Genomic DNA, 26,558 nt, shown 5'->3' with positions numbered 1-26,558 from the left:
TTATTATCTTATTATCTTATTATCTTATTATCTTATTATCTTATTATCTTATTATCTTATTATCTTATTATCTTATTATCTTATTATCTTATTATCTTATTATCTTATTATCTTATTATTCTTTTATATTTATATTTATATTTATATTTATATTTATATTTAATAAATATATTTTTATCATAGAATAAATTGGATTATAGGTTATTTGATTTTAAGCGTTTGAGATTTTATATTTTTTCTTCAGCAACTAAATCTCTTATTAGATAAGCAGTTAAAAAGAGCGTCCGCTTTTGCGAACGCTCTTTAAATCAATTAATGTCCTCTTGGGGTCGTCATGGCTGAAAGTAATGCCTTCCCGACATCTTGGATGTGGGGTGGCTCCATGATGGATTCATGAGAACCGTTGATCGGAACGACAGTTAGCCGTTCCTTCGGTATAACGGCTTCCCAGCCAAGGGCGTGACTACTCTGATCATTTTCTTCCGTTGCCCTGAACAGGGTGACGTCAACCGTGGCTGTCGATGGAATATAGTGATAAGCAGCGACAGAAATGTTGTGATAAAGGTGTAATTGATGCCTGATATTCTCAGAAGCGGGTAATAAATCGTTCTGTTGAGCAAGCATTAATATTGCCGCGCAGTCATGGTTTTCCGCTAATCTCTGTATCTCATCATGCAGAGAGGTCGGCATATTTTCTGGCAGTACTTCAAGCAATGTGGCTGTTTCATTAAATGGCAGACCTGCCTGTTTTTCTTCCAGAGAAAATGCGTCCTGATAGCTGGCACCTGAATCAAATAGACCGATAAAATTGACGGCTTCGCCCTCAGTCGTCAGTTGGCACGCCATTTCATACGCAATGGCTCCACCAATTGACCATCCGGCCAGATCATAAGGCCCTTGTATCTGCGTCTGACGGAGACAGGCAACGTACTCTTTGGCGATTTCGCTGATGGTTAACCGGGCATTTTCTTCCCCAAAGGCATCACTGGCGATGATCCCATAAATTGACCGATCCTTATCATCAATATAAGGGGCAAGATCGTAAGCATACTGAACGTCACCTCCCGCCGGATGAATGAGGAACAATGAGGATTTTCCATTGCCTTTACGGATTGTGACGATATTTTGCTGTTGAACCAGAGGGGAACTCAATGGATTTTTCGCTTGAAGATAAGCGGCAAGTTCATTGATTGTCGGATAAATAAGCAGGTCGCGTATGGCGATATCGATGTCGAGCGCTTGACGTAAGCGCACGACAACTTGCAATGTCAATAAGGAGTGACCCCCCAATTCAAAGAAGTGATCATGCCTGCCGACACGTTCGAGGCCGAGGCTTTCTTGCCAGACTTGAGCAATGATATTTTCTGTTTCTCCGACCGGCGCTTCATAACCGATTTGAGCAATGACCGCTGAGTCATCCGGTAATGGCAACGCTTGACGATCCAGTTTACCGTTTGGTGTCTGTGGGAATGAATCCAGCGCTACAAAGGCATTGGGAACCATATAGCTGGCTAAACTGGCCTGTAACGTTTCACGGAGTTTCTCTGGGTTCAGGGACGCTTCCGGCTGTAATACCAGATAGGCGACCAGACGCTTATCATTGGCGGTATCTTCACGAACCATGACAACGGCTTCTTTGATATCGGCACAGGCGAGTAATCTGGCTTCAATTTCCCCTAATTCAATACGGAATCCGCGGATTTTGACCTGAAAATCATTGCGGCCGAGATAGTCAATGTTGCCGTCGGGAAGCCAGCGTCCCAAATCTCCCGTTTTATACATGCGTCTATCAGCCGGTGCATCCGCTTCGTCACTGAATGGGTCATGGACAAAACGCTCTGCTGTGAGATCCGGACGGTTAAAATAGCCACGCGTGACGCCAATGCCGCCGATATGAATTTCACCGGCCACACCCATCGGAACGGGATGGCCGTGTTTATCAAGAATGTAGATCTGCGTATTGGCAATCGGGCGGCCAATCGTGATCTGGGACGTGGTATGGCGGCTCGTCGGCTCTGTCTGTAGGTTGCCAGAGGCCGTTGAGCAGATAGTGGTTTCTGTCGGCCCATACAGGTTCCACAATCCACTGACTTTTTCTTTTAAACGCTGTGCCAGTTCGTGAGGTAATGCTTCTCCCCCGCTTGTCGCTTTGATCGCGGCACCTGTCCAGCCGGAATCAAGTAGCATGCGCCAGGTCGTAGGAGTCGCCTGCATGACTTTGATGTTGCGTGCGGCGATCAATTCCGCTAATTGCTCTGGATCTCTGGCGGTCAATGATGGCGCTATGACGCAGGTACTGCCGTTGCATAAGGGCAGATACAACTCAAGTGCGGCAACATCAAAGCCAATTGTGGTCGCGGTGAGCAGGGTATCATCGACAGAGATTTGCAGTCGGTCTTTCATTGATAGCAGCAGGTTTACTACCCCAATATGCTCAACCATGACCCCTTTGGGGCGTCCCGTCGAACCGGAGGTATACAGCACATAGGCCAGATTGCGTGATGTAATACCTAAATCGGCGGCTGGCAGGTTGCACTCAGGTTGATGAATGATATTTGCCTGATATTCATCACTATCCAGTATCAATATTGGCGTATCGGTCTCAGACAAACGGGTTTGCAGGCTATGCTGAGTCAGTAATACGGTGGGCTGGCTATCTGATAGCATATAAGACAGGCGTTCACCGGGATATTCCGGATCGAGAGGAATATAACCCGCCCCGGCTTTCATGATTGCTAATAAGCCGATGACCATCTCCAGACCACGCTCTACACAAATGGCAACCCGATCATCCGGACGTACCCCAAACGCAATCAGATAGTGTGCCAGTTGGTTGGCCCGACGGTTCAGTTCGTCGTAACTCAATTGATTGTCATCATAAATCAGCGCGGTTGCGGTAGGGGAGCGCTCTACCTGTTGTTCAATGAGCTGGTGGATCAGTTGATCCTGCGGGTAAGCCTCACGGGTGTTGTTGAACGTTCGCAGAAGCTGTGTACGTTCTTCCTGCGGCAGTATGTTGAGTTGCAGGCAAGTTTGTTCCGGCGAATTTTTCAGGCTTTCAACTAAGCCATGCAACACGGTGTTCATGAAGTTATTAATCCGCATGGGATCAAGTTCCGGAACACACTGTGCGACCAGTGTAAAGCCTTGCGCGGTGTCATCGACAGATAAACTCAGAGGATAGTTGGTGCGCTCATCGACATTTAATAGTCCGATGCCTTCCCAGGCCGTGAGGGTTGTCTGCTGGGTATCGTCCTGATTATGACGATAATTCAACAGGCTACTGAACAATGGCAGAGGCGGGGTAACTCCACTGCAATTTTGAGCCATTGCCAGCGGTGCCTGTTCATGTTCCAGTAATTCACTCAATAAGCGATAAGTTTGCTGGACGACCTGCTGTACATTGAAGGTACTCAATTTGATCCGTATGGGTAATGTATTCATGAACATCCCCAGTGTCTGATCGGCACCGGCAACACCCTGTAATCGTCCCAATAACACCGTACCGAAGACGACATCATCCCGTCCGCTGCATTGTGCCAGTACCTGCGCCCAAGCGACGTGGAACAGTACTGCGGCACTGACTCCCTGCTGACGGGCGCATTCCCGTAGTGTCTGCGCAAACGAAGCATCCAGATCGAATTCCGCTTCTATGATGTGGCTATCTTCGCCATAGACTTCCTGTAAGCCAAAGGGCAGGGTGGGTTCATCCACATCTCCCAAAAGCTGGCGGAAATAGTCCTGATGTTTTTCAAGCGGTACGGCGCGGGTCTGGGCGATAAAGTTACGGTAGGGCAGGGACGGCGGCAGATCGTCGCTCTGGCCTATCATGATTGCCTGCACTTCGTTAAATATCATCTCCAGCGACTGGTGATCACACACCAGATGGTGGTGGAGTAAAGCCAGAAACCAGGTTTCACTCTGCGGATCTTTGGCAAGGCTGGCAGACATTAACGGCGCTTGGGTGATATCCATCCGTACCGAGCGCGGATCAATATGGCGACGCAGTTGCTGTTCGGCCTCTTCCTCCGGTGACAGGGTTAACTCTGTGACGGGGATCGGTGCCTGACGATAAACCACCTGTACCGGCTGCGGCAGGTCATCCCAGAGAATCGCACTGCGCAGAATATCGTGGCGGTGGAACACCTGTTGCAGCGCGAGTAAAAACGCATCCAGACGCTGGCGGCTGTCAAAGGTCATCAACAGGTTGTCCAGATAAGTATCGCCTTCCGTTTCCAGTAAATGGTGGAACAGAATACCTTCCTGCAATGGCCCCAGCGGGTAGATATCCTGAATGTTACTGATTCCGCCGGAGACTTGGGTAACGATTTGGTCAATGTTGGTCTGCGTCAGTGCCACCAGCGGCAGCATCTCCGGTGTAATAACCTGGCAATCGTCGGTGATGAGATTCGGCGGTACGCTTATGCCGGCAGAGCCATCAGAATCTGACGCGGCCAGACGAACCGCCATCGCTGCCAGTGTCGGCGAAGAGAAGACGCTACTGACATCCAGTGTCAGATTGCGTTGGCGCAGTTGTTCAATCAGGCTGACGACCAGCAGCGAATGCCCGCCCAGTTCAAAGAAGTTGTCATGGCGCCCAACCTGCTCCAGCCCCAGCAGGGTCTGCCAGACAGAGGCAAGTTGTTGTTCGGTTTCACCCTGAGGAGCCTGAAATTCACGGCTGATGGAGGCGGCGTGATCGGGGGCCGGCAAGGCCTTGCGATCCAGTTTGCCGTTCGGGTTCAGCGGGAACGTATCCAGTATCACGAATGCGCTCGGCAGCATATACTCTGCCAGATGAGTACTCAATTGTTCGCGCAAATCGGCGGCATCCAACGTGACATCGGACTTCGGCACGAGGTAAGCCACCAGACGTTTATCGCCTGCGCCTTCTTCACGCGCCACCACCACGGCATCACTGACCCCCGCACAGGCGGCCAACTGGTTTTCGATTTCACCCAGTTCAATGCGGAAGCCACGGATTTTGACCTGAAAATCATTGCGGCCGAGGTAGACAATTGTGCCATCCGGTCGCCAGCAGCCCAGATCGCCCGTCCGGTACATCCGCGCATGAGGTTGTTCACGGAATGGGTCGGACATAAAACGTTCGGCAGTGAGTTCAGGCCGGTTCAGATAGCCTCGGGCAACCCCTGCGCCACCAATATAGATTTCTCCGGTGACACCAATGGGGACGGGTTGCCCCCGCGTATCAAGAATATAAATGTAGGTATTGATAAGAGGATGGCCAATCGACAGGGTTTCCATGCCATAGGAAGCAGGGTCATTCAATGCCAGCGCCGTGGCAATGACCGTCGTTTCCGTTGGCCCGTAGGTGTCGATCCAGCGGCAGTGTCGGGTTTCCGGCATCGATTGCCAAGTGACGAAATGGCGGTGTTCGGCTTTTTCACCGCCGACCGTGACCGAACGCAGGTGGGAACTGAAACCACTGCGGCCGGCTTTCATCTCCTGTACCCACTGGTGCCAGAAGGCGGTAGGCAGATCGGCGACGCTGATCGCCTGCTCCTGCAAGAAATGACTGAATGTGGCATCGGGTATGCGAATATGCGCCGGACGCAGGATCAGGGTTGCGCCAACGGCCAGCGTCGGGAAGATTTCAGACACGGCAGTATCAAATGAAACTGAGGCAAATTGCAGGACGCGGTCAGTGGATTTGAGCTCACTGTTCTGGCATTGGGCATAGGTGAAATTCACCACGTTATGGTGTTCAATCATCACCCCTTTAGGTAGACCGGTGGAGCCGGAGGTATAGATGATATAGGCCAGATGATGGGGATGCAGCCCCAACTGGCGTGGGTCCGGGTTATCGGTCGGTTGCGGTGCCACGGTATTTAAATGGCTGGCTTCGTCCAGTTGCCAGACGGTAAGATTTTCTATCGGCAATCGTGCCTGCAAATGCTGCTGGGTGAGCAGTAATTTTGGCGCACTGTCTGACAGGATATAGGTCAGACGTTCGGCAGGGTATTCAGGGTCAAGCGGAACATAACCCGCCCCGGCTTTTAATATGCCGAGCATCCCAATTACCATGTCGAGATTGCGCTCAATACAAATCGCCACGCGGTCATCAGGCTGAACACCAAAAGCAATCAGGGCGTGAGCCAGTTGGTTGGCGCGCTGGTTCAATTCGGCATAGCTGAGTTGAGCGTCTTCCCAGATTAAGGCAATCGCATCGGGTGTGTGCTCTACTTGCTGCTCAAATAACTGCGGTAGCAGTTTATCCTGCGGATAGGCCACTGCGGTATTGTTAAAGTCTGCTAGCAACTGAGCACGTTCTGCTGATGGCAGGATAGTCAAGGACTGGATACTTTGTTCAGGCTGATTTTGCAGCGCCGCCACCAGCTCTTTCAGGGCAATATCCATATAAGCGTTAATGCGGGCAGGATCAATTTGCTGGCTGCATTGCGCGGTCAGCGCAAAACCTTCATCGAAGGCGTCCACATCCAGCGACAACGGGTAATTACTACGCTCTTCACCACTGAGGGTCTGGATACCTTCCCAGGCGAGTGATAGATCCTGCTCGTCATCATCTGAGCTGTGACGGAAATTGAGTAGGCTGTTAAACAGGGGCAGGGAAACAGGAATCCCACTGCAACGCTGGGCAATTGCCAGTGGTGCCTGCTCATGTGCCAGTAACTGGCTGAGTTGCTGATAAGTTTCCTGTACCGTTTGTTGCACACTGCGATCCTGCAAGATGACACGAACGGGTAAAGTATTGATAAACATACCCAGTATTCGGGTCGTATCCTCACCCCCCTGTAACCGTCCCAATAACACCGTCCCGAAGACCACATCTTCCCGATTACTGCATTGCGCCAGCACTTGTGCCCAAGCGACATGGAACAGGACGGCGGCGCTAACTCCCTGCTGACGGGCGCAGTCTCGTATCCTGTGCGCCAGTTCGTCATCCAGTGTTAAAACGGCTTCTGCGATCTCATTATTACTTGCCTGAACATCCAGTAAACCAAAGGGCAGGGTCGGTTCATCGACATCACCCAGCAACTGTTGAAAATAAGCCTGATGTTTTTCAACCGGTACGCTTCGGGTCTGGGCGATGAAGTTACGGTAGGGCAACGCGGGCTGTAGATGTTCACCTTGTCCCAGCAGCAATGTCTGGACTTCATTAAATATCAGTTCCAGCGACAGGTGATCACACACCAAATGATGGTGCAGCAAGGACAACAGCCAGGTTTCGCTATGCGGATCTTTGGCAATATTGGCCGACATTAACGGCGCTTGGGTGATATCCATCCGTATGGCGCGAGAATCCGTATAGCGGCGTAATTGCTGTTCAGCGTCTTCCTCTGGTGACAGGACTAACGCTATCACAGGAAGAGGAGCCTGCCGGTAAACTACCTGTACCGGCTCAGGTTGCCCATGCCAGTGGACGGCGCTACGCAGGATATCGTGACGGTCGATCACCTGTTGCAGTGCCAGCAGAAACGCATCCAGCCGCTGGCGACTGTCAAAGGTCATTAGCTGGCTATCGAGATAGGTGTCACCCGTTGTTTCCAGCATATGGTGGAACAGAATGCCTTCCTGCAATGGCCCCAGCGGGTAAATATCCTGAATGTTGGCCGCCCCGCCGCTGACTTGGGTAACAAGCTGGTCAATATTGTCTTGTGTCAGCGTGACCAGTGGCAGCATCTCCGGCGTAATGGCATGGCAATTGTCCGGGATCAGGTTCGGGGGAACGGCCTGCGTACGGGTATCAGATGCGGCGTCATCGGTTAAATGTGCGGCCATAGCGGCTAGCGTCGGCGCTGAGAAAACCGCGCTGACACTCACGGCGAGACCGCGTTGGCGCAGTTGTTCGATCAGGCTGACGACCAGCAGTGAATGCCCGCCTAGTTCAAAGAAGTTGTCTTGACGTCCAATCTGCTCTAACCCCAACAGATTTTGCCAAACCGCGGCCAGTTGCTGCTCGGTTTCCCCTTGAGGTGCCTGATATTCACGGCTGATTATGGCGGTACGATCCGGTGCCGGCAGCGCCTTGCGATCCACTTTGCCATTCGGGTTCAGCGGGAAGGCTTCCAGCATGACAAATGCACTGGGAAGCATATGTTCCATCAGGCGGGTGCTCAGTTGTTCGCGCAGGCTGGCGGCATCCAGTGTGACATCAGCCTTCGGCACGAGGTACGCGACCAGACGTTTATCGCCTGCGCCTTCTTCACGCGCCACCACCACGGCATCACTGACACCGGGACAGTCGGCCAATTGCGCTTCGATTTCCCCCAGTTCAATACGGAACCCACGGATCTTGACCTGAAAGTCATTGCGGCCGAGATAGACAATCGTGCTATCCGGTCGCCAGCAGCCCAGATCGCCTGTCCGGTACATGCGCGCATTGGGCTGTTCACTGAAAGGATCAGACACAAAACGTTCGGCAGTGAGTTCAGGCCGATTCAGATAACCCCGGGCAACCCCTGCGCCGCCAATATAGATTTCTCCGGCGACTCCGATGGGTACAGGCTGTCCCTGTGTATCGAGAATATAGATCCGGGTATTGGCAATGGGACGGCCAATCGACAAGGTTTCCGCCGCACAGAAAGAACGGGCGGCATGGCTGTTCAGTGTCAGTGCAGTGGCAATGACGGTGGTTTCCGTTGGCCCGTAGGTGTCGAGCCAGCGGCAATTCCGGGTTTCCGGCATTGATTGCCAAGTGACGAAATGACGGTGTTCGGCTTTTTCGCCGCCGACCGTGACTGAACGCAGATGGGTGCTGAAACCACTGCGGCCGGCTTTCATCTCCTGTACCCACTGGTGCCAGAAGGCGGTGGGCAGTTCTGCGATGCTGATCCGTTGTTCCTGCAAGAAATGACCAAAGGCGGCATCGGGTATGCGAATATGCGCCGGACGCAGGATTAAAGTCGCCCCGACAGACAACGTCGGGAAAATTTCAGAGACGGCCGTATCAAAGGAAACCGAGGAAAATTGCAGAACGCGATCCGTGGATTTGAGTTCATTGATCTGGCATTGGGAATGCACAAAATTCACCACGTTGCGGTGCTCAATCATCACGCCTTTGGGCTGCCCCGTGGAGCCGGAGGTATAGATGATATAGGCCAGATGATGTGGCAGTAACCCTGCTTGGCACAGTTCAGGGTTGTGTGTCGGTTGCTGTGCCACGGCATTTAAATGGCCGGCGTCGTCCAGTTGCCAGACGGGCAGGCCGTCTACCGCTAACTGTGCCTGCAAATGCTGTTGAGTGAGCAATAATTTTGGCGCACTGTCTGACAGGATATAGGCCAGCCGCTCGGCAGGGTATTCGGTATCTAGCGGAATATAACCTGCACCCGCTTTTAATATGCCCAGCATACCCATGATCATATCGGGGCTACGCTCGGCACAAATCGCCACGCGGTCATCGGGCTGAACGCCAAAGTCAATCAGGGCGTGAGCCAGTTGGTTGGCGCGCTGGTTCAGTTCGGCGTAGCTGAGTTGAGCGTCTTCCCAGATTAAGGCAATGGCATCCGGTGTGCGCTCTGCCTGCTGCTCAACCATCTGATGGAGCAGGATATCTTTCGGATAGGCCACGGTAGTTTCGTTGAAATCCACCAATAGCCGGGTACGCTCTTGTGGCATCAAGAGTGGCAGCTCTTCTACCCGCAGCGTGTCATCCGCTGTCATGGCGGTGAGCAGGGTGGTCAGGTAGCCAACCATGCGCTCAATGCTGGCAGGGTCAAAAAGATCGCGGGCGTATTCCAGCCCGCCCACCAATCCGTTTTCGCTATCATTCAGGGATAACGACAGATCGAAATGTGAGCTGTTTTCAGGTAACTCCAGCTCACTGATCGTCAGCCCCGGTAGTTCAACGTTTTGTTGCCCCGGCGTATTTTCCTGAGACAGCATGACCTGAAAGATCGGGCTATGGCTCAGGCTGCGCGGGGGTTTTAACGCTTCAACTAACTGTTCGAATGGCAGATCCTGATGCACGTAAGCATTCAGGGTATGGGCTTTCACCTGTGCCAATAGCTCACTGACGGTTGGGTTGTCATGCAACTGTACCCGCAGCGCTAACGTATTGACAAAGAAACCGAGCAAAGGCTCCAGTTCACGATGCTGGCGATTTGCGACGGGCGTGCCTATTACCAGATCCTTCTGTCCACTGATGCGGGAGAGTAACACTGCCCAGCCCGCCAGCAGGGTCATAAATAAGGTTGTCCCATGACGTTGGCCGAGTGTTTTTAATTGTGCTTTCAGCGTCGCAGGAAACGTGATTTCAACGCTTCCGCCGGCATAACTCTGCTGTGGCGGACGAGGCCTGTCTGTGGGAAGTGTTAAGAGTGCGGGGGCATCCTGTAGTGCACTGCACCAGTAATCCAATTGTTTTTCCAGCACTTCGCCCTGTAGCCACTGCCGTTGCCAGAGCGCATAGTCGGCATACTGGAGCGTCAATGGGGGTAACGGGTTTGCCAGACCCTGATCGAAAGTGTGGTAAAGCGTCGAGAGTTCCTGCATCAACACATTGATTGACCAGCCATCGGAGATAATGTGATGCTGAGTTAACAGCAGGATATGGCTATCCTGCGAGAGCTTGAGTAATCGTCCCCGTATCAACGGGCCATGTTCAAAATCAAAGGGATGGCTCGCTTCAGACTGCATACACTCTTCAATGGTGGTCTGTTGTTCTGTCTCAGGCAACTGGCTGAGATCCTGAACGGTTAAAGTAAAGCCGCAGTCTGCATCGCCAATGATTTGCTGTGCTTTTCCCTCGACCAGCGCAATGGTGGTTCGCAAAATTTCATGGCGTGCCACCAGGCTATCCAGCGTGGCCTGTAATGCGCTTTGGTTCAGCTGGCCTTGCAGATGAAGGCCGGCCGGTATGTGATACGCCGTCTGTGCGGCGGGATCCAATTGAGCAAGGAACCATAGGCGCTGCTGCGCCCAGGATAGCGGTAACGCCTGTTGTGGGTCAGTTCTGGGCTGGATCTGATATTTTTCAGTACTCAGGCTATTTTGGATGCGTTCTTTAATTTTTTTCTGGAGCACTGCCTGCCGTAATTTATCCAGAGTTTGTTCATTTATGTTCATTGTTGATCTCCATTTAACATGGCAAGCAACTCTTCTTCAGACAGGTTCTCCAACTCTTTTTGTACCGACTCTATATCTTGGGCGAAAAAGGTTTCAATTTGTCTTGATAGAATAAGTTCAGCAAGTTTATACAGTGTTGAGTGATGAAAAATGTCTGCAATAGGAATTTCAAGGTGGAATTCTTCACGCAGGTGAGTGGATAACCGCATGATGGATAATGAATTCCCGCCTAACTCAAAGAAGTTATCATGGCGCCCTACCTGCTCCAGTCCCAGCAGGGTCTGCCAGATAGCGGCCAGTTGCGGTTCAATTTCACCTTGAGGGGCTTCATATTCATGGCTGGCGCTGGCGGAACGATCGGGTGCCGGCAGTGCTTTGCGATCCAGTTTTCCACTCGGTGTCAGCGGGAAGGCATCCAGTATCACGAACGCACTCGGCAGCATATATTCCGTCAGGTGCGTGCTCAGTTGTTCACGCAGGCTGGCTGCGTCCAAAGACGCATCGGGTTGCGGGATCACATAAGCCACCAGACGCTTATCACCGGCATCCTCTTCACGCGCCACCACCACGGCATCCTTGACACCCGGGCAGGCGGCCAGTTGGGTTTCGATTTCACCCAGTTCAATGCGGAAGCCACGGAGCTTGACCTGAAAGTCATTACGGCCGAGATAGATAATCGTACCATCCGGTTGCCAGCAGCCCAGATCGCCTGTCCGGTACATCCGCGCATTGGGTTGCTCACTGAAGGGGTCGGACACAAAACGTTCGGTGGTGAGTTCAGGCCGATTCAGGTAACCCCGGGCAACCCCCGCGCCGCCAATGTAGATTTCTCCGGTGACCCCGACGGGTACAGGCTGTCCCCGCGTATCGAGAATGTAGATCCGGGTATTGGCAATCGGGCGACCAATCGACAAGGTTTCCGTCACACAGGAAGAATCGGCAGTGTGGTTGTCCAGTGCTAGCGCTGTGGTGATAACAGTGGTTTCGGTTGGCCCGTAGGAGTCGATCCAGCGACAGTGCCGGGTTTCCGGCATCGACTGCCAGGTGAGGTAATGACGCGGTTCGGCTTTTTCACCGCCGACCGTGACCGAACGCAGGAGGGGACTGAAACCACTGCGGCCGGCTTTCATCTCCTGTACCCACTGGTGCCAAAAGGCGGTGGGCAGATCGACGATACTGATCGCCTGCTCCCGCAAGAAATGGCTGAAGGTAGCATCCGGTACTTGAATATGCGCCGGGCGCAGGATTAAGGTCGCCCCGACGGCCAATGTAGGGAAAATCTCAGACACGGCAGTATCAAACGAAACCGAGGCAAATTGCAGGACGCGGTCAGTGGATTTGAGCTCACTGACCTGGCATTGAGCATAGGTAAAATTCACCACGTTGCGGTGCTCAATCATCACCCCTTTGGGCAGTCCGGTGGAGCCGGAGGTATAGATAATATAGGCCAGATGATGCGGAAGCAGCCCCAGTCGGCGTGAGTCAGGGTTATCGGTCGGTTGCTGTGCCACCGTACTTAAATGGTCGGCATCGTCCAGTCGCCAGACGGGGAGATCCTCTACGGCTAATCGCACCTGTAAATGCTGCTGGGTGAGCAGTAATTTCGGCGCACTGTCTGACAGGATATAGGCCAGCCGCTCGGCAGGGTAGGCCGGATCGAGCGGAACGTAACCTGCACCGGCTTTTAATATGCCCAGCATACCAATCACCATGTCAAGATTGCGTTCGATACAGATCGCCACCCGATCATCGGGCTGCACGCCAGACGAAATCAGGTGATATGCCAGTTGGTTGGCGCGCTGGTTCAATTCGGCATAGCTGAGTTGAACATCTTCCCAGATTAAGGCAATGGCATCCGGTGTGCGTTCCGCCTGCTGTTCGAATGGCTGGTGGAGCAGGACATTTTGCGGATAGGAAACTGCCGTATTGTTAAAGTCCACCAGTAACCGGGTGCGTTCATCTGGCGGCAGGACGGCGAGAGATTGAATGCTTTGTTCAGAGACGTTTTGCAGTGCGGCCACCAGCTCTCTCAGCACGGTATCCATATAAGTGTTAATGCGTGCCGGATCAACCTGTCGGTTACACTGGGCGGTCAGGGCAAAGCCATCATCGAAGTCATCCACATCCAGCGACAGAGGATAATTACTGCGTTCTTCACCGCTGAGGATTTGAATACCTTCCCAAGCCGGTGATGCGGATTGTTTATCGTCACGCTGGCTATGGCGGAAATTAAGCAGGCTGTTAAAGAGAGGTTGAGGCGCTTGAACACGGCTGCAACGCTGGGCGATGGCCAGCGGGGTTTGTTCGTGTTCCAGCAATGTACTTAACTGCCGGTAAGTTTCCTGAACGGTTTGTCGCACGGTGCGTTCCTGCAATAAAACGCGCACAGGCAGGGTATTGATAAACATGCCGAGGACTTGATCGGCACCTGAGCCTCCCTGCAACCGTCCCAGTAATACCGTACCGAAAACGACATCATCCCGTCCGCTGCATTGCGCCACTACCTGCGCCCAGGCGACGTGGAACAATACCGCGGCACTGACGCCCTGTTGACGGGCGCAGTCACGTATTTTGCGCGCCAGTTCGTTATCTAAAGTGAAGTTGGCTTCTGCTATTTCACTCTGTTCATCAGAGTTGCCTTGTATATCGAGTAAGCCAAAGGGCAGGGTAGGTTCATCCACATCACCCAAGAGCTGGCGGAAGTAGTCCTGATGTTTTTCAAGCGGCACGGTGCGGGTCTGGGCGATAAAGTTGCGGTAAGGCAACGATGGCGACAACGAGTCATCCAGTCCCAGTAGCATTGCCTGCACTTCGTTAAATATCATCTCCAGCGACAGGTGATCACACACCAGATGGTGGTGGAGTAAAGCCAGAAACCAGGTTTCACTGTGCGGATCTTTGGCGAGCTTGATAGACAATAACGGGGCTTGAGTCAGATCCATCCGTACCGAACGGGAATCGGTAGCATCGCGCAACTGCTGTTCGGCATCGTGTTCCGGCGACAGCGTCAACTCGGCAATGGGAAGAGGGGCTTGACGATAAACCACTTGTACTGGCTCCGGCAGGCCGTTCCAGTGAACCGCACTGCGCAGGATATCGTGACGGTTGATAACCTGTTGCAGCGCCAGCAAAAACGTATCCAGACGCGGGCGGCTGTCAAAGGTCATCAACTGGTTATCGAGATAGGTGTCACCGGTTGTTTCCAGTAAATGGTGGAACAGAATGCCTTCCTGCAATGGCCCCAACGGATAGATATCCTGAATATTGGCGACACCTCCGGGGATTTGGGCGACGATCTGGTCAATGTTATCCTGTGTCAGTGCCACCAGTGGCAGCATCTCCGGTGTAATGGCCTGACAACCGTCGGTGATGAGATTCGGCGGCACGTTTTGTACGCTGGTGCCAGCAGCACCATCAGACGTTTTCACTATCAGACGAGCCGCCATCGCCGCCAGTGTCGGCGAAGAGAAGACGGCGCTGACATCCAGGTTCAGACTGCTTTGGCGCAGTTGTTCAATCAGGCTGACCACCAGCAGCGAATGCCCGCCCAGTTCAAAGAAATTATCCTGACGCCCGACCTGTTCCAGCCCCAGCAAGGTTTGCCAGATAACGGCCAGTTGCTGCTCCATCTCTCCCTGAGGTGCCTGATATTCACGGCTGACGGTGGCGGCGTGATCGGGTGCCGGCAATGCCTTGCGATCCAGTTTTCCGTTCGGGTTCAGCGGGAACGCATCCAGTATCACGAAGGCACTCGGCAGCATATATTCAGCCAAGTGGGTGCTCAGTTGTTCGCGCAGGCTGGCGGCATCCAACGTGACATCAGGCTGTGGCACGAGGTACGCCACCAGACGTTTATCGCCGCTGCCCTCTTCACGCGCCACCACCACGGCATCACTGACCCCCGCACAGGCAGCCAACTGAGCCTCAATTTCGCCCAGTTCAATGCGGAAGCCGCGTATCTTGACCTGAAAGTCATTGCGGCCGAGATAGACAATCGTGCCATCCGGTTGCCAGCAGCCCAGATCACCTGTCCGGTACATCCGTGCATGGGGTTGTTCACGGAATGGGTCGGACACAAAACGCTCGGCGGTGAGTTCAGGGCGGTTCAGATAACCCCGGGCAACGCCTGCGCCACCAATGTAGATTTCTCCGGTGACACCAAGGGGGACGGGCTGCCCCTGTGTATCAAGAATATAAACGTGGGTATTGATCAGGGGACGGCCAATCGACAAGGATTCTGCTACATAGGAAGTCGGGTCATTCAGTGCCAGCGCCGTGGCAATGACGGTGGTTTCGGTTGGCCCGTAAGTGTCGATCCAGCGGCAGTGCCGGGTTTCCGGCATCGATTGCCAGGTGACGAAATGGCGGTATTCAGCTTTTTCACCGCCGACTGTGACCGAACGTACATGGGAACTGAAATCACTGCGGCCGGCTTTCATCTCCTGTACCCACTGGTGCCAGAAGGCGGTAGGCAGATCGACGATGCTGATCGCCTGTTCCTGCAAGAAATGACTGAAGGTAGCATCCGGGATGCGAATATGCGCCGGACGCAGGATCAAGGTCGCTCCGACTGACAGCGTCGGGAAAATTTCAGACACGGCCGTATCAAACGAAACCGACGCAAATTGCAGAACGCGGTCAGTGGATTTGAGTTCACTGGTCTGGCATTGGGAGTAGGTGAAATTCACGACGTTGTGATGTTCAATCATCACCCCTTTGGGCAGACCGGTAGAGCCGGAGGTATAGATGATATAGGCCAGATGATGGGGATGTAACCCCAATTGGCGTGGGTCCGGGTTATCGGTCGGTTGCTGTGCCACGCTATTTAAATGGCCGGTATCGTCCAGTTGCCAGACCGGGAGTTGTTCTACCGGCAATCGTGCCTGCAAATGCTGTTGGGTGAGCAGTAATTTTGGCGCACTGTCTGACAAGATATAGGCCAGACGCTCGGCAGGGTATTCCGGGTCGAGCGGAACATAACCGGCACCGGCTTTGAGTATGCCCAGCATCCCAATCACCATGTCGAGATTACGCTCGATACAAATCGCGACGCGGTCATCGGGCTGAACGCCAAAGTCAATCAGGGCATGAGCCAGCTGGTTGGCGCGCTGGTTCAGTTCGGCATAGCTGAGTTGAGCGTCTTCCCAGATTAGGGCAATGGCATCAGGTGTGTACTCCACCTGTTGCTCAAATAACTGTGGTAGCAGTTTGTCCTGCGGATAGGTGACGGCGGTATCGTTAAAGTCGGTCAGTAATTGAGTGCGTTCGTGTGGCATTAATAGTGGCAGATCTGCCACTCGCAGATTGTCATCAGCGACCATCGCCGCCAGCAGGTTTTGCAGATACCCCGCCATGCGCTCGATACTGGAACGTTCAAAAAGATCGCTGGCATATTCCAACTCACATGTCAGACTATTTTCGGTGTCACTCAGTGCCAGAGTCAGATCAAAATGGGCGCTGTTTCTGGTCAGCGCCAGCGGATTGAGGCTCAATTCCGCCAATTCGAAACGTTGTTTACTGGATGTATTATCCAAAGCCAGCATCACTTGGAAAATCGGGCTGTGGCTTAAACTGCGTGGCGGTTGTAGCACTTCGACTAATTGTTCAAATGGCAGATCCTGATGGGCGTAGGCTTCCAGCGCATGAGACTTCACTCTTGCCAATAATGCGCTGACGGTCGGGTTATCTTCTAACTTGATCCTCAGGGCCAGTGTATTGGCGAAGAAGCCGATTAAAGTCTCCAATTCGCTGTACTGACGGTTGGCGACAGGCGTACCAATCACGAGATCAGGCTGACCACTTAACCGTGACAGCAAAATTCCCCAGCCAGCCAGTAATGTCATGAACAACGTTGCGCCGTGGCGCTGGCTCAATGCCCTTAACCCTGAATTTAATTCTGGCGATAAAGTGAAAGTGACCTGATCACCATGATAACTCTGTACTGACGGGCGGACTTTATCAGTAGGCAGCTCCAATAAGGTAGGGGCATCTTGTAACTCATTGCGCCAGTAACTCAACTGTTTTTCCAGTCTTTCGCCTTGTAGCCATTGCCGTTGCCAAACCGCATAGTCGGCATATTGAATGGCTAATGCAGGCAATGGATCAGCTTGCCCCTGACCGAAGGCTTGGTATAGCGCAGAAAGTTCGTTCATCAGGACATTAAGCGACCAGCCATCGGAAATAATGTGATGTTGGGTCAATAGCAGAACGTGTTGCTGCTCGCCGAGTTTGAGTAGTTGAGCGCGGATCAGCGGTCCTTGCGCAAAATCGAAAGGATGGCTGGCTTCAAATTGGGCGCATTCCTCAATGGCTGCCTGCTGCGCTGATGAAGATAACTGACTGAGATCCCGGACAGTTAAAGAAAAACCGCAATCTGCATCACCAATGACTTGCCGGGCTTTCCCTTCGGCCTGCACGATGGTGGTGCGCAGAATTTCATGACGGACAACGATGCGATCCAACGCGGCTTTAAGCGCGTTCTGGTTCAGGTGGCCTTGCAGGTGCAGCCCGCCCGACATGTTGTATGCTGTCTGGGCGGCGGGATCTAACTGAGCCAAAAACCAGAGACGTTGCTGTGTCCAGGATAGGGGTAATGTTTGCTCACGGTTGGCGGGCAAGATCATCGGTTGTGTTGACTGGGTTGCTGTCACCAATGACTGGGCTAAATCCGCTAATACCGGTTGCGTAAACAGATCCTGTAACGTTATTTCAATATTCAGAGACTGGCGCAAACGAGATGCGACTTGGACGGTTAATAAAGAATGTCCACCCAGTTCAAAGAAACTGTCATAGCGGCCGACCCGCTCCAATCCCAATAAATTTTGCCAGATAGCGGCCAGTTGTTGCTCGATCTCACCCTGAGGTTCAGCATATTCGCGGCTGACGCTGGCTGAACGATCCGGGGCGGGCAGGGCCGGGCGGTCTATCTTACCGTTCTGATTTAACGGGAAGGCTTCCAGTGTGACAAAGGCACTTGGCAGCATATAACTGGCCAGATTGACACTGAGTTGTTCACGCAGGCTGGCCGCGTTCAGAATTGCACCAGACTGTGGGATTAAGTAAGCAACCAGACGTTTATCGCCGCTGTTATCTTCTCTGACTATGACAACGGCATCTTTGACGCCCGTGCAGGTCGCCAGTTGAGCTTCTATCTCACCCAACTCAATGCGGAAGCCGCGAATTTTAACCTGAAAGTCATTGCGTCCCGAATAGCTGATGGTGCCATCCGGTAGCCAGCGCCCTAAATCGCCGGTTTTGTACATACGGGCGCCGGGAATGTCACTGAAGGGATCTTGAATAAAACGTTCTGCTGTCAGCTCAGACCGGTTCAGATACCCGCGCGCAACCCCGCTGCCACTGATATGAATTTCGCCATTTACACCAATCGGGACGGGTTGACCACGTTGATCCAGAATATAGATCCGGGTATTGGCGATAGGCCGGCCAATCGGGATATCTTCATAGGTGCAGAGATTTTCTTTATCGATAACGATTGAGGTTGCATTGACGGTGGTTTCTGTCGGGCCATAGGTATTGAGCCAGCGGCATTTTTGTGTGCCCGGACTGGATAACCACGTTATCAGATGGCGGTGCTCGGCTTTTTCCCCTCCGGCCGCGACGGAACGTAATTGCTCAGGAGGCCAGCTATAACCGGCGCTGATTTCTTGTGCCCACAGGTGCCAGAAAGCGGTGGGCAAATCGACAACTGTGATGCCCTGATTTTGTAGAAAGGCAATAAATTCCGTATCCGGCACCTTGATATGGTCTGGCCGCAAAACGACCGTTGCCCCGATAGCAAATGTCGGGAAAATTTCTGCGACAGAGTTGTCAAATCCGAAAGAGGCAAATTGCAGTACCCGATCCTGCGGTGTCAATTTTGACATCTGGAACTGGGAATGGATTAAGTGCACCACATTCTGGTGTTCGATCATGACGCCTTTAGGTAAGCCGGTCGAACCGGAGGTGTATAGCACATAAGCCAGATTCTGTGGGATCAGCCCTAGCTGAGAAGCGTCGATATTGTCTTTTGGCTGACTGGCGATATTGGTTTGATGTTCTTCACTATCCAGTGCCCATACTGGTATGTCTGTGACAGGCAGGCGGGCTTTCAGATGTTGCTGAGTGAGCATTAATACTGGCTGACTGTCAGACAGCATATAAGCCAGCCGTTCAGTCGGGTGATTGGGGTCTAGCGGAATGTAACTGGCGCCCGCCTTCAAAATTCCCACGAGGCCGATGACCATATCCAGACTGCGCTCGGCACAAATTGCGACGCGATCATCCGGATGGACTCCTGATGCCATTATGCCGTGCGCCAGTTGATTGGCTCGCTGATTCAGCTCGGAGTAACTCAGTTGAGTTTCTCCCCAGATCAGGGCAATTTTATCAGGAGTGCGCTCCACCTGTTGTTCGAACAACTGATGGATCAGAGCATTTTTTGGATATGGAATGGCGGTATCGTTAAAGTTCGCCAATAACTGAGTGCGTTGTGAAGGGGTCAGCAAGGGAAGATCGTCTACCCGCAGGCAGTCATCGGCCACCATAGCTGACAGGACGGTTTGCAGGTAGCCGACCATCCGCTCAATACTGGCATGTTCAAAAAGATCGCTGGCATATTCCAGATCACCGACTAAACCTTGCTCAGTATCATTCAACGTTAAGGTCAGATCAAAATAGGCACTGTCTCGGGTTCGCGGCAGTTCATGCAGATGCAATCCATCCAGCTCGAAATGTTGCTGTCCCGGCGTATTATCCAGAGCCAGCATCACTTGAAAAATAGGACTATGGCCCAAGCTACGCGGCGGTTTTAACGCCTCAACTAATTGCTCGAATGGCAGATCCTGATGTGCATAAGCCCCCAGAGCATGATTTTTCACCCGTGCCAACAGCTCGCTGACACTGGGGTTGTCACCCAGTTGGATCCGTAACGCTAACGTATTGACAAAAAAGCCTATCAGCGGCTCCAGCTCATGCCGTTGGCGATTCGCGACGGGTGAGCCTATCACCAGATCGTGTTGTCCGCTGATACGGGAAAGTAATACCGCCCATCCGGCCAATAAGGTCATAAATAAGGTAATGCCGTGACGCTGACTGAATGCCTTTAACTTGGTACTCAATGCAGGCGGCAGTGTTATATCGACTCGGCTTCCGGCATAACTCTGTTGGGTCGGACGCGGTTTGTCGGTGGGTAACTCTAAAATCACCGGTGCGCCCTGCAATTCACTGCGCCAGTAGTCCAACTGTTTTTCCAGCACGTCACCCTGTAACCATTGCCGCTGCCAGAGCGCATAGTCAGCATACTGGAGTGTCAAGGCGGGTAATGGATCGGCCTGATCTTGACAGAAAGCCTGATAAAGCGTGGAAAGTTCCTGCATCAATATATTGACCGACCAGCCATCGGAGATGATGTGATGCTGAGTTAACAACAGAACATGGCTATCTTCTGCCAGACGGAGCAGTCGCCCCCGAATCAAAGGCCCCTGAGTAAAATCGAAGGGAAGGAGGGCTTCACGCTGGGCGCATTCTTCTACCGCCGTCTGCCGTTCTGTGGTGGGTAACTGGCTGAGATCTTGTACAGATAACGCAAAATCCCTATCGGCACTGCCAATGATTTGTTGGGGCTGTCCTTCGACGTCCACGATGGTGGTACGCAGAATTTCATGACGTGCCACAATCTGATCCAGCGCGGCTTTAAGCGCGTTCTGATTCAGGTGGCCTTGCAGGTTCAGCCCTGCCGACATGTGGTATGCCGTTTGTGCCGCAGGATCTAATTGCGTTAAAAACCAGAGGCGCTGTTGCGCCCAGGATAATGGCACGTTCCCATCACGGGGTTGTGCATGGATTTCTGTTTTTTGTGTCTGCTGACGAGTTAGCTTTGCGGCTTTAGCTAACTCAAGTAGTCTTTTACGTTCTGCTAATGGTAAAGATATTAATTCATTATCATTCATTTTTTAAGTACCATTCAAAGCCAGTTAAAAACCAGAATTAACCCATTGTTTTGTAGAGATCTTGCAAGGATTCAGCGTCAAATTGCAGTAACTGAGCATCGATAATATGCTCTTCAAGTTGACAAATAGTGGGGTGTGCAAACAATTGTTGAATAGAGAGTTCGACATCAAAATTTTCACTTATTCTTGACTGTAGCTGTAGCATCAGCAGCGAATGACCACCCAGTTCGAAAAAATTGTCATTACGCCCGACGCGATCGATTTTCAGTAATTTTTGCCAGATATCGGCCAGTTGTTCTTCGGTTTCACCTTGTGGCGCCGCATATTCCCGTGTGAGGACGGCCGAGTGATCGGGGGCAGGTAGCGCTTTACGATCCAATTTGCCATTCAGGGTGAGCGGGAAGGCATCCAGCATCACAAATGCACTCGGGATCATGTAATCAGGCAGACTGCTGCCCACTTGTTCCCGTAGAGCAGGAATGCTCAGGGTGACGCCGGGCTTGGGGATGAGATAAGCGACTAGCCGTGTATCTCCGGCATCATATTCACGGGCGATAACAATCACATCTTGAACGCCATCAGACTGAGCCAGACGTGCTTCAATTTCCCCCAGTTCAATGCGATTTCCGCGTATCTTGACCTGAAAGTCATTGCGTCCCAGATAATCGATGCTGCCATCGGCTAGCCAACGCCCGATATCGCCGGTTTTGTACATCCGCATGTCAGGATGCTGACTGAACGGATCACGGACAAAACGTTCTGCGGTTAATTCCGGTTTATTCAGATAACCCCGGGCAACACCCGCACCCGCGATATAAATTTCCCCGATTACGCCAATGGGAACAGGCTGATCATGTTTATCAAGGATATAGATCTGGGTATTGTCGATAGGGTGACCAATGGGAACCAGACCGGCATGCTGATTGGGTACACACCGCCAGGAGGTGACATCGATAGCGGCTTCAGTCGGGCCATACAGGTTGTGAAGTTCGCTGTGAGCAAAATGAGCCAGGCACTGTTGCTGTAAGGAATACGACAAGGCTTCTCCGCTGCACAAGATCTGACGCAAAGAAGGGCAACGGTCTGCGGGTGTCAGATGAATAAAACTTTGCAGCATGGAAGGCACAAAATGAAGGGTAGTAATACCCCGCGTTTCGATTTCTTCCAGCAGATAGAGCGCTTCCTTATGACCACCGGGACGCGCCATGACTAATTGAGCGCCGGCGAGAAGAGGCAGGAAAAACTCCCAGACAGAGACATCAAAACTGAACGGCGTTTTCTGCAATACCCGATCATGCTGAGTTAATTGATATTCATCCTGCGCCCACAACAAGCGGTTGACGACTCCACGGTGTTCATTCATGACCCCTTTCGGTAAGCCCGTTGAGCCAGAGGTATAAAGCACATAGGCTAAATGGCGGGACGTCAGACCCAAATCAGTGGCAACCGGGTTATCCGTCGGCTGACTGGCGATATTTGTTTGATATTCTTCACTCTCCAATACCCATGCAGGCCTATTTGTCATCGGTAAATGATCTTGCAGGCCGTGATGAATCAGCAGAAGTGCGGGGTCACTGTCTGACAGGATATGGCCAAGCCGATCTGTCGGATATTCAGGGTCGAGCGGAACGTAGGCAGCACCGGCTTTTAGTATCCCCAGCAGGCCAATGACCATATCCAGACTGCGCTCCATGCAGATGGCGATACGATTATCTGGACGAATACCGGCTTTAATTAAGGCATGAGCCAATCGATTGGCTTGTTGGTTAAGTTCGGTATAGCTTAACGGGTTATCACCGCAAATCAGGGCGATGGCGTCAGGCGTGCGTTCGACTTGCTGTTCGAATAGTTGATGAATCAGAGCATGTTGAGGAAAAGGCTTATCGGTCTTGTTGAAATCATAGAGAACCTGCCGGCGTTCTTGCTCATCCATCAGCGGTAAGCTGTCGATAGACTGTTGTTGGTTATCCGCCATTACAGTGAGCAAAGTGATGAGATTTTTTATGAGTTGATTGATTAACTCAGCATCGAACACTTGGGGATCGTAATGGAAATGACAACGGATCTGTTGATTGACCTCCATCATATTCACCATCAAGGGGACGGGGGTATCGGCATAAAGAGGATGGGGGAAAGGTCTTAATTCCGCGCCACCCCAATGCACTGTCGTGCTGGAATCGTCATCCATCCATAACGTTGGCAGCTCACTCACATATCTGGGTTTTTGAAAGGTCATCAGAGTCTGGAAAATTGGATGCGTATCCGCACTGCGCTGTAATTTAAATTGTTCCAAAACCTTGGTGAAAGGGTATCTCTGGTTTTCAATCGCCTGACGGATGGTTTTCGCGGTTTGAAGAATATGTTCCCGTACAGTGATATCACCGTTGATTTGACCGCGTAAAGCGACCGGATTGACGAATTCCCCGACTAATTTACCCCATTTGGCTTGACTCCGACCCGGCATCATTGAGCCAATAACGATATCGTCCTGCGCGGTATAGCGATTTAGCAGGATTTGATAGGCAGCCAGAAAAATAGCGAACAGGCTGTTACCGTATTCAGGTGCCATAGCACACAGCTTACTGGCTAAAGCATCAGGGATTCTGCCGAAAGCCGTGATCTTATCCGTGGCTGGGGAGGAGGAGTTATTATCTACTCCGTTTTGTACGGATCCGATTTTCATCGGCCATGATAATGCGCTCAAATCACCAGCCAGATTATCGCACCAGAACTGTTGTTGTTTCTTTGCACTTTTACTGTTTAACCATTGCTGTTGCCATGAAACATAATCTTGATAACTGTGTTCTGATATCGGTTCCAATTCCTGTGAGGTCAGAATCATGCCGAGTTCTTCCAGCAACAGCCAGTAAGACCAACCATCGACAACCAAATGATCGAACGTCAATACCATGACACTTTCTTGCGCATTGCATTGATACCAACTGGCATAAAAGCGCAGCGGATTTTCCAGATCGAGAACATGCCGGCAATCGTCAAGTACAAGTTGCTGAAGCGTGTCTTCGCTGAGGTGCCGGGCATCATGTGTCTGAACTTTGATTTCACTATTCTCTGCTATGCGATATCCCAATTCGCCATCGTATAACCCAAAACAGGCTCGTAGCATCGGGTGACGCTTGATCAGGTGATTGAGTGCATCTTCTAAATCTTGAGCGTTTAACCCCTTAACTCTGGCACAAAACGCACCATTATTTCGCCCACGTTGGCTTGGGTTAATTTGATATTGAAACCAACGGCTGCTTTGTGCTTCGGATAAAGCAAATGGCTTCAACTTTTCAGGGTGGTTCATTTTATAGCTCCCTTTTTTATGGGCATATGAAAATAAAAAAGTATGAGAACTGATAAAACAAAAAATAAAACTAAAATCCAAATCTACAACTAAAAAAACTAGGTTAAAATAAAGTCATAACGATCTATTTTTCAGCAATAAAAATCATGCTGTGAATGTATAAAATAATAAAAAATATGCCATTCTTAGAAAAAGAATGGCATATTTTTAAAAAAACGGATAAGCAAATTTCATTTTGTTCAGAAAATATACTTTGATTTTTTCATGACATTCGAGAGGATGAATTATATATTAAATCAACGTATTTTACATGGTTAGTCGTGTTTTACTTATGTATCTAATTTTATTACAGGCAATGTGTATCTATGTTATTAATAATTTATATTACATAATAATTTTAATAATGTAGATTAATAAAAAAAGAACCTATTAAAATAGGTTCTTGGAATGAATAAAAAATATGTAATGGCTATTTATTCAGGGTTGTTATTTGTTTTAGTTCCGTAATAGTTTCATGGTTATGATTATTTATTTCTTTAATATTACCATCTTCCAGTTTAATAACACGTTCAGCAATATTAAAATAAGCATCGTCATGGCTAATCACAATAACCGTTTTCCCACGAGATCTTAACTCCGGCAGAAGTTCTGTATAGAACAGTCGCTTAAACACCGGATCTTGGTCAGCAGCCCATTCATCAAAAAGATAAAGAGGGCGGTCTTCCAAATAAGCAGCGACCAAAGCTAATCGTTTTCTTTGACCGGCTGAAAGATCTGTCGTAGAGAATTTACCATCAATAATTTTCACTTTGTGACCCATGTTTAATGCCTGAATGTAATGAGTCGCTTTCTCTGTGACGTCTGTACCGGTATTTAATAGCTGATCGAATAGATGATAATTGGAAAATACAGCGGAAAAGAATTGGCGATAGTGGACATTGTTAGACGCATCCATCTTTACACCGTTAAGCCAGATAGAACCGGATTCCTGTTCGAATAAACCGACCAGCATCATGGCTAACGTGGTCTTACCGCTACCATTACCCCCGACAATAAAGACAATTTCGCCCTGAGATATTTTCAGGCTTAAAGGGCCGAGCATAAACTGACGGTCTTCTTTATCAGTCGTATAGTGATGGACGATATCCTTCAACTCAAGTACCAGGGGTTTTTCACTCAAGAATGGGTTTGGCGTGTCACCCTGCACTGATTGATTTTCCTGCCCTTCGTCTAAGTCACTATCAAGTTGACGCATTTTATTCAGTGAGATTTCGGCTTCTCTCAGTTCTGGAATGGCACCGACAACTTCACTGATAGGGCCAGCCAAAAAGAGTACAACTAATGTCACCGTCACCAGACTGGCCGGGTCTTGAGGCAACCAGATTGGCACGACAAAGACCATGATGCCGATAATCATATAAAAAGCGATTGAGCTGGCATTCAGCACCCAAGCATAACCCGTGGTTGCTTTAATACAGATCTCTTTAAATTTTCTGGCACCGGGAGAAATGACTTTATCGATAAAAGCATCGCCTTTCTGCGTATTGAGTTGCAGCTCTTTGCTTCCATCGATCAGGCTCTGGAAATTGAGATACAGCCTGTCCACCTGATCACGCATTTCAGTCATTAAACGTATAGGCCGTTTTTCCAGAAGATAAAAAACATACATCATCACTAGACATAAAAGGATCAGAATGACAAAGAGTTGCCAGGAAATCCACGCTAAATAACCAAAACAGGCGAAAATAAGGGTGATATTTCCAAAAGCAGTTGGGGCTAACATAAAAGATTGTATAAATACATCGACATCTTTAGTTAAAACAGCTAATAGGCCATGTCTCCCGAGTTTATTAAGTTTTTTGTAAGGCGCGCGTAATATTTTAGCACTCAGACTGAGGCGTAAGGAATAAATTGTCGCTTGGGTTAAATGCGAGAGGATAACCTCGGATAGCGTTTTAGTAATGAAAAAAAGAATACATATACCAAAAAAGCTCCAGAGAAAGGAATTAAGCTCAATTGTTTCTGTAATTCCTTTGCTAATTGTACTTACTACAGATGCACCGGCAAATCCACTAATTAATGCGCTTATTGTCGATAAAAGCAGTAATATCCAAGATTGGCGGTATAGATAAGCTATTAGAGTCATAAAAATAAGCCATTATAGGATGTTATGGGTAATATAAAATGTATATATCAATTTATTAGACCCGTTATGGTTGTTTTTTTTTGGTAAAAATTCAAGGAAGATTTATATG

General features: G+C 50.6%; 4 protein-coding genes. All 4 read right to left on the bottom strand.

What is annotated here, in order from left to right; genetic code table 11:
- Positions 1-312: 312 nt before the first annotated feature.
- Entirely contained in the window at positions 313-11,049 is a 10,737-nt protein-coding gene (locus PSI22_RS12105; protein WP_273579970.1) for a non-ribosomal peptide synthetase, read from the bottom strand.
- Complete coding sequence (locus tag PSI22_RS12100) at positions 11,046-20,996, bottom strand: non-ribosomal peptide synthetase (protein WP_273579968.1); 9,951 nt, start codon at positions 20,994-20,996, stop codon at positions 11,046-11,048. Before PSI22_RS12100 ends, PSI22_RS12105 begins: the two co-directional genes overlap by 4 nt.
- 37 nt (positions 20,997-21,033) lie before the next feature.
- Positions 21,034-24,303 (bottom strand): non-ribosomal peptide synthetase, encoded by a 3,270-nt coding sequence (locus PSI22_RS12095; RefSeq protein ID WP_273579966.1) that lies wholly within the window; start codon positions 24,301-24,303, stop codon positions 21,034-21,036.
- Between the two features lie 469 nt (positions 24,304-24,772).
- On the bottom strand, positions 24,773-26,449 hold the full coding sequence (locus PSI22_RS12090; protein WP_273579964.1) for a cyclic peptide export ABC transporter: 1,677 nt from the start codon (positions 26,447-26,449) through the stop codon (positions 24,773-24,775).
- Positions 26,450-26,558: the final 109 nt, after the last annotated feature.

It is taken from the genome of Xenorhabdus aichiensis, from assembly GCF_028598775.1.
GTDB classification, from domain to species: domain Bacteria; phylum Pseudomonadota; class Gammaproteobacteria; order Enterobacterales; family Enterobacteriaceae; genus Xenorhabdus; species Xenorhabdus bovienii.
Note: the sequence above shows the minus strand (reverse complement) of the source record. Positions and strands in the feature narration are given on the sequence as shown.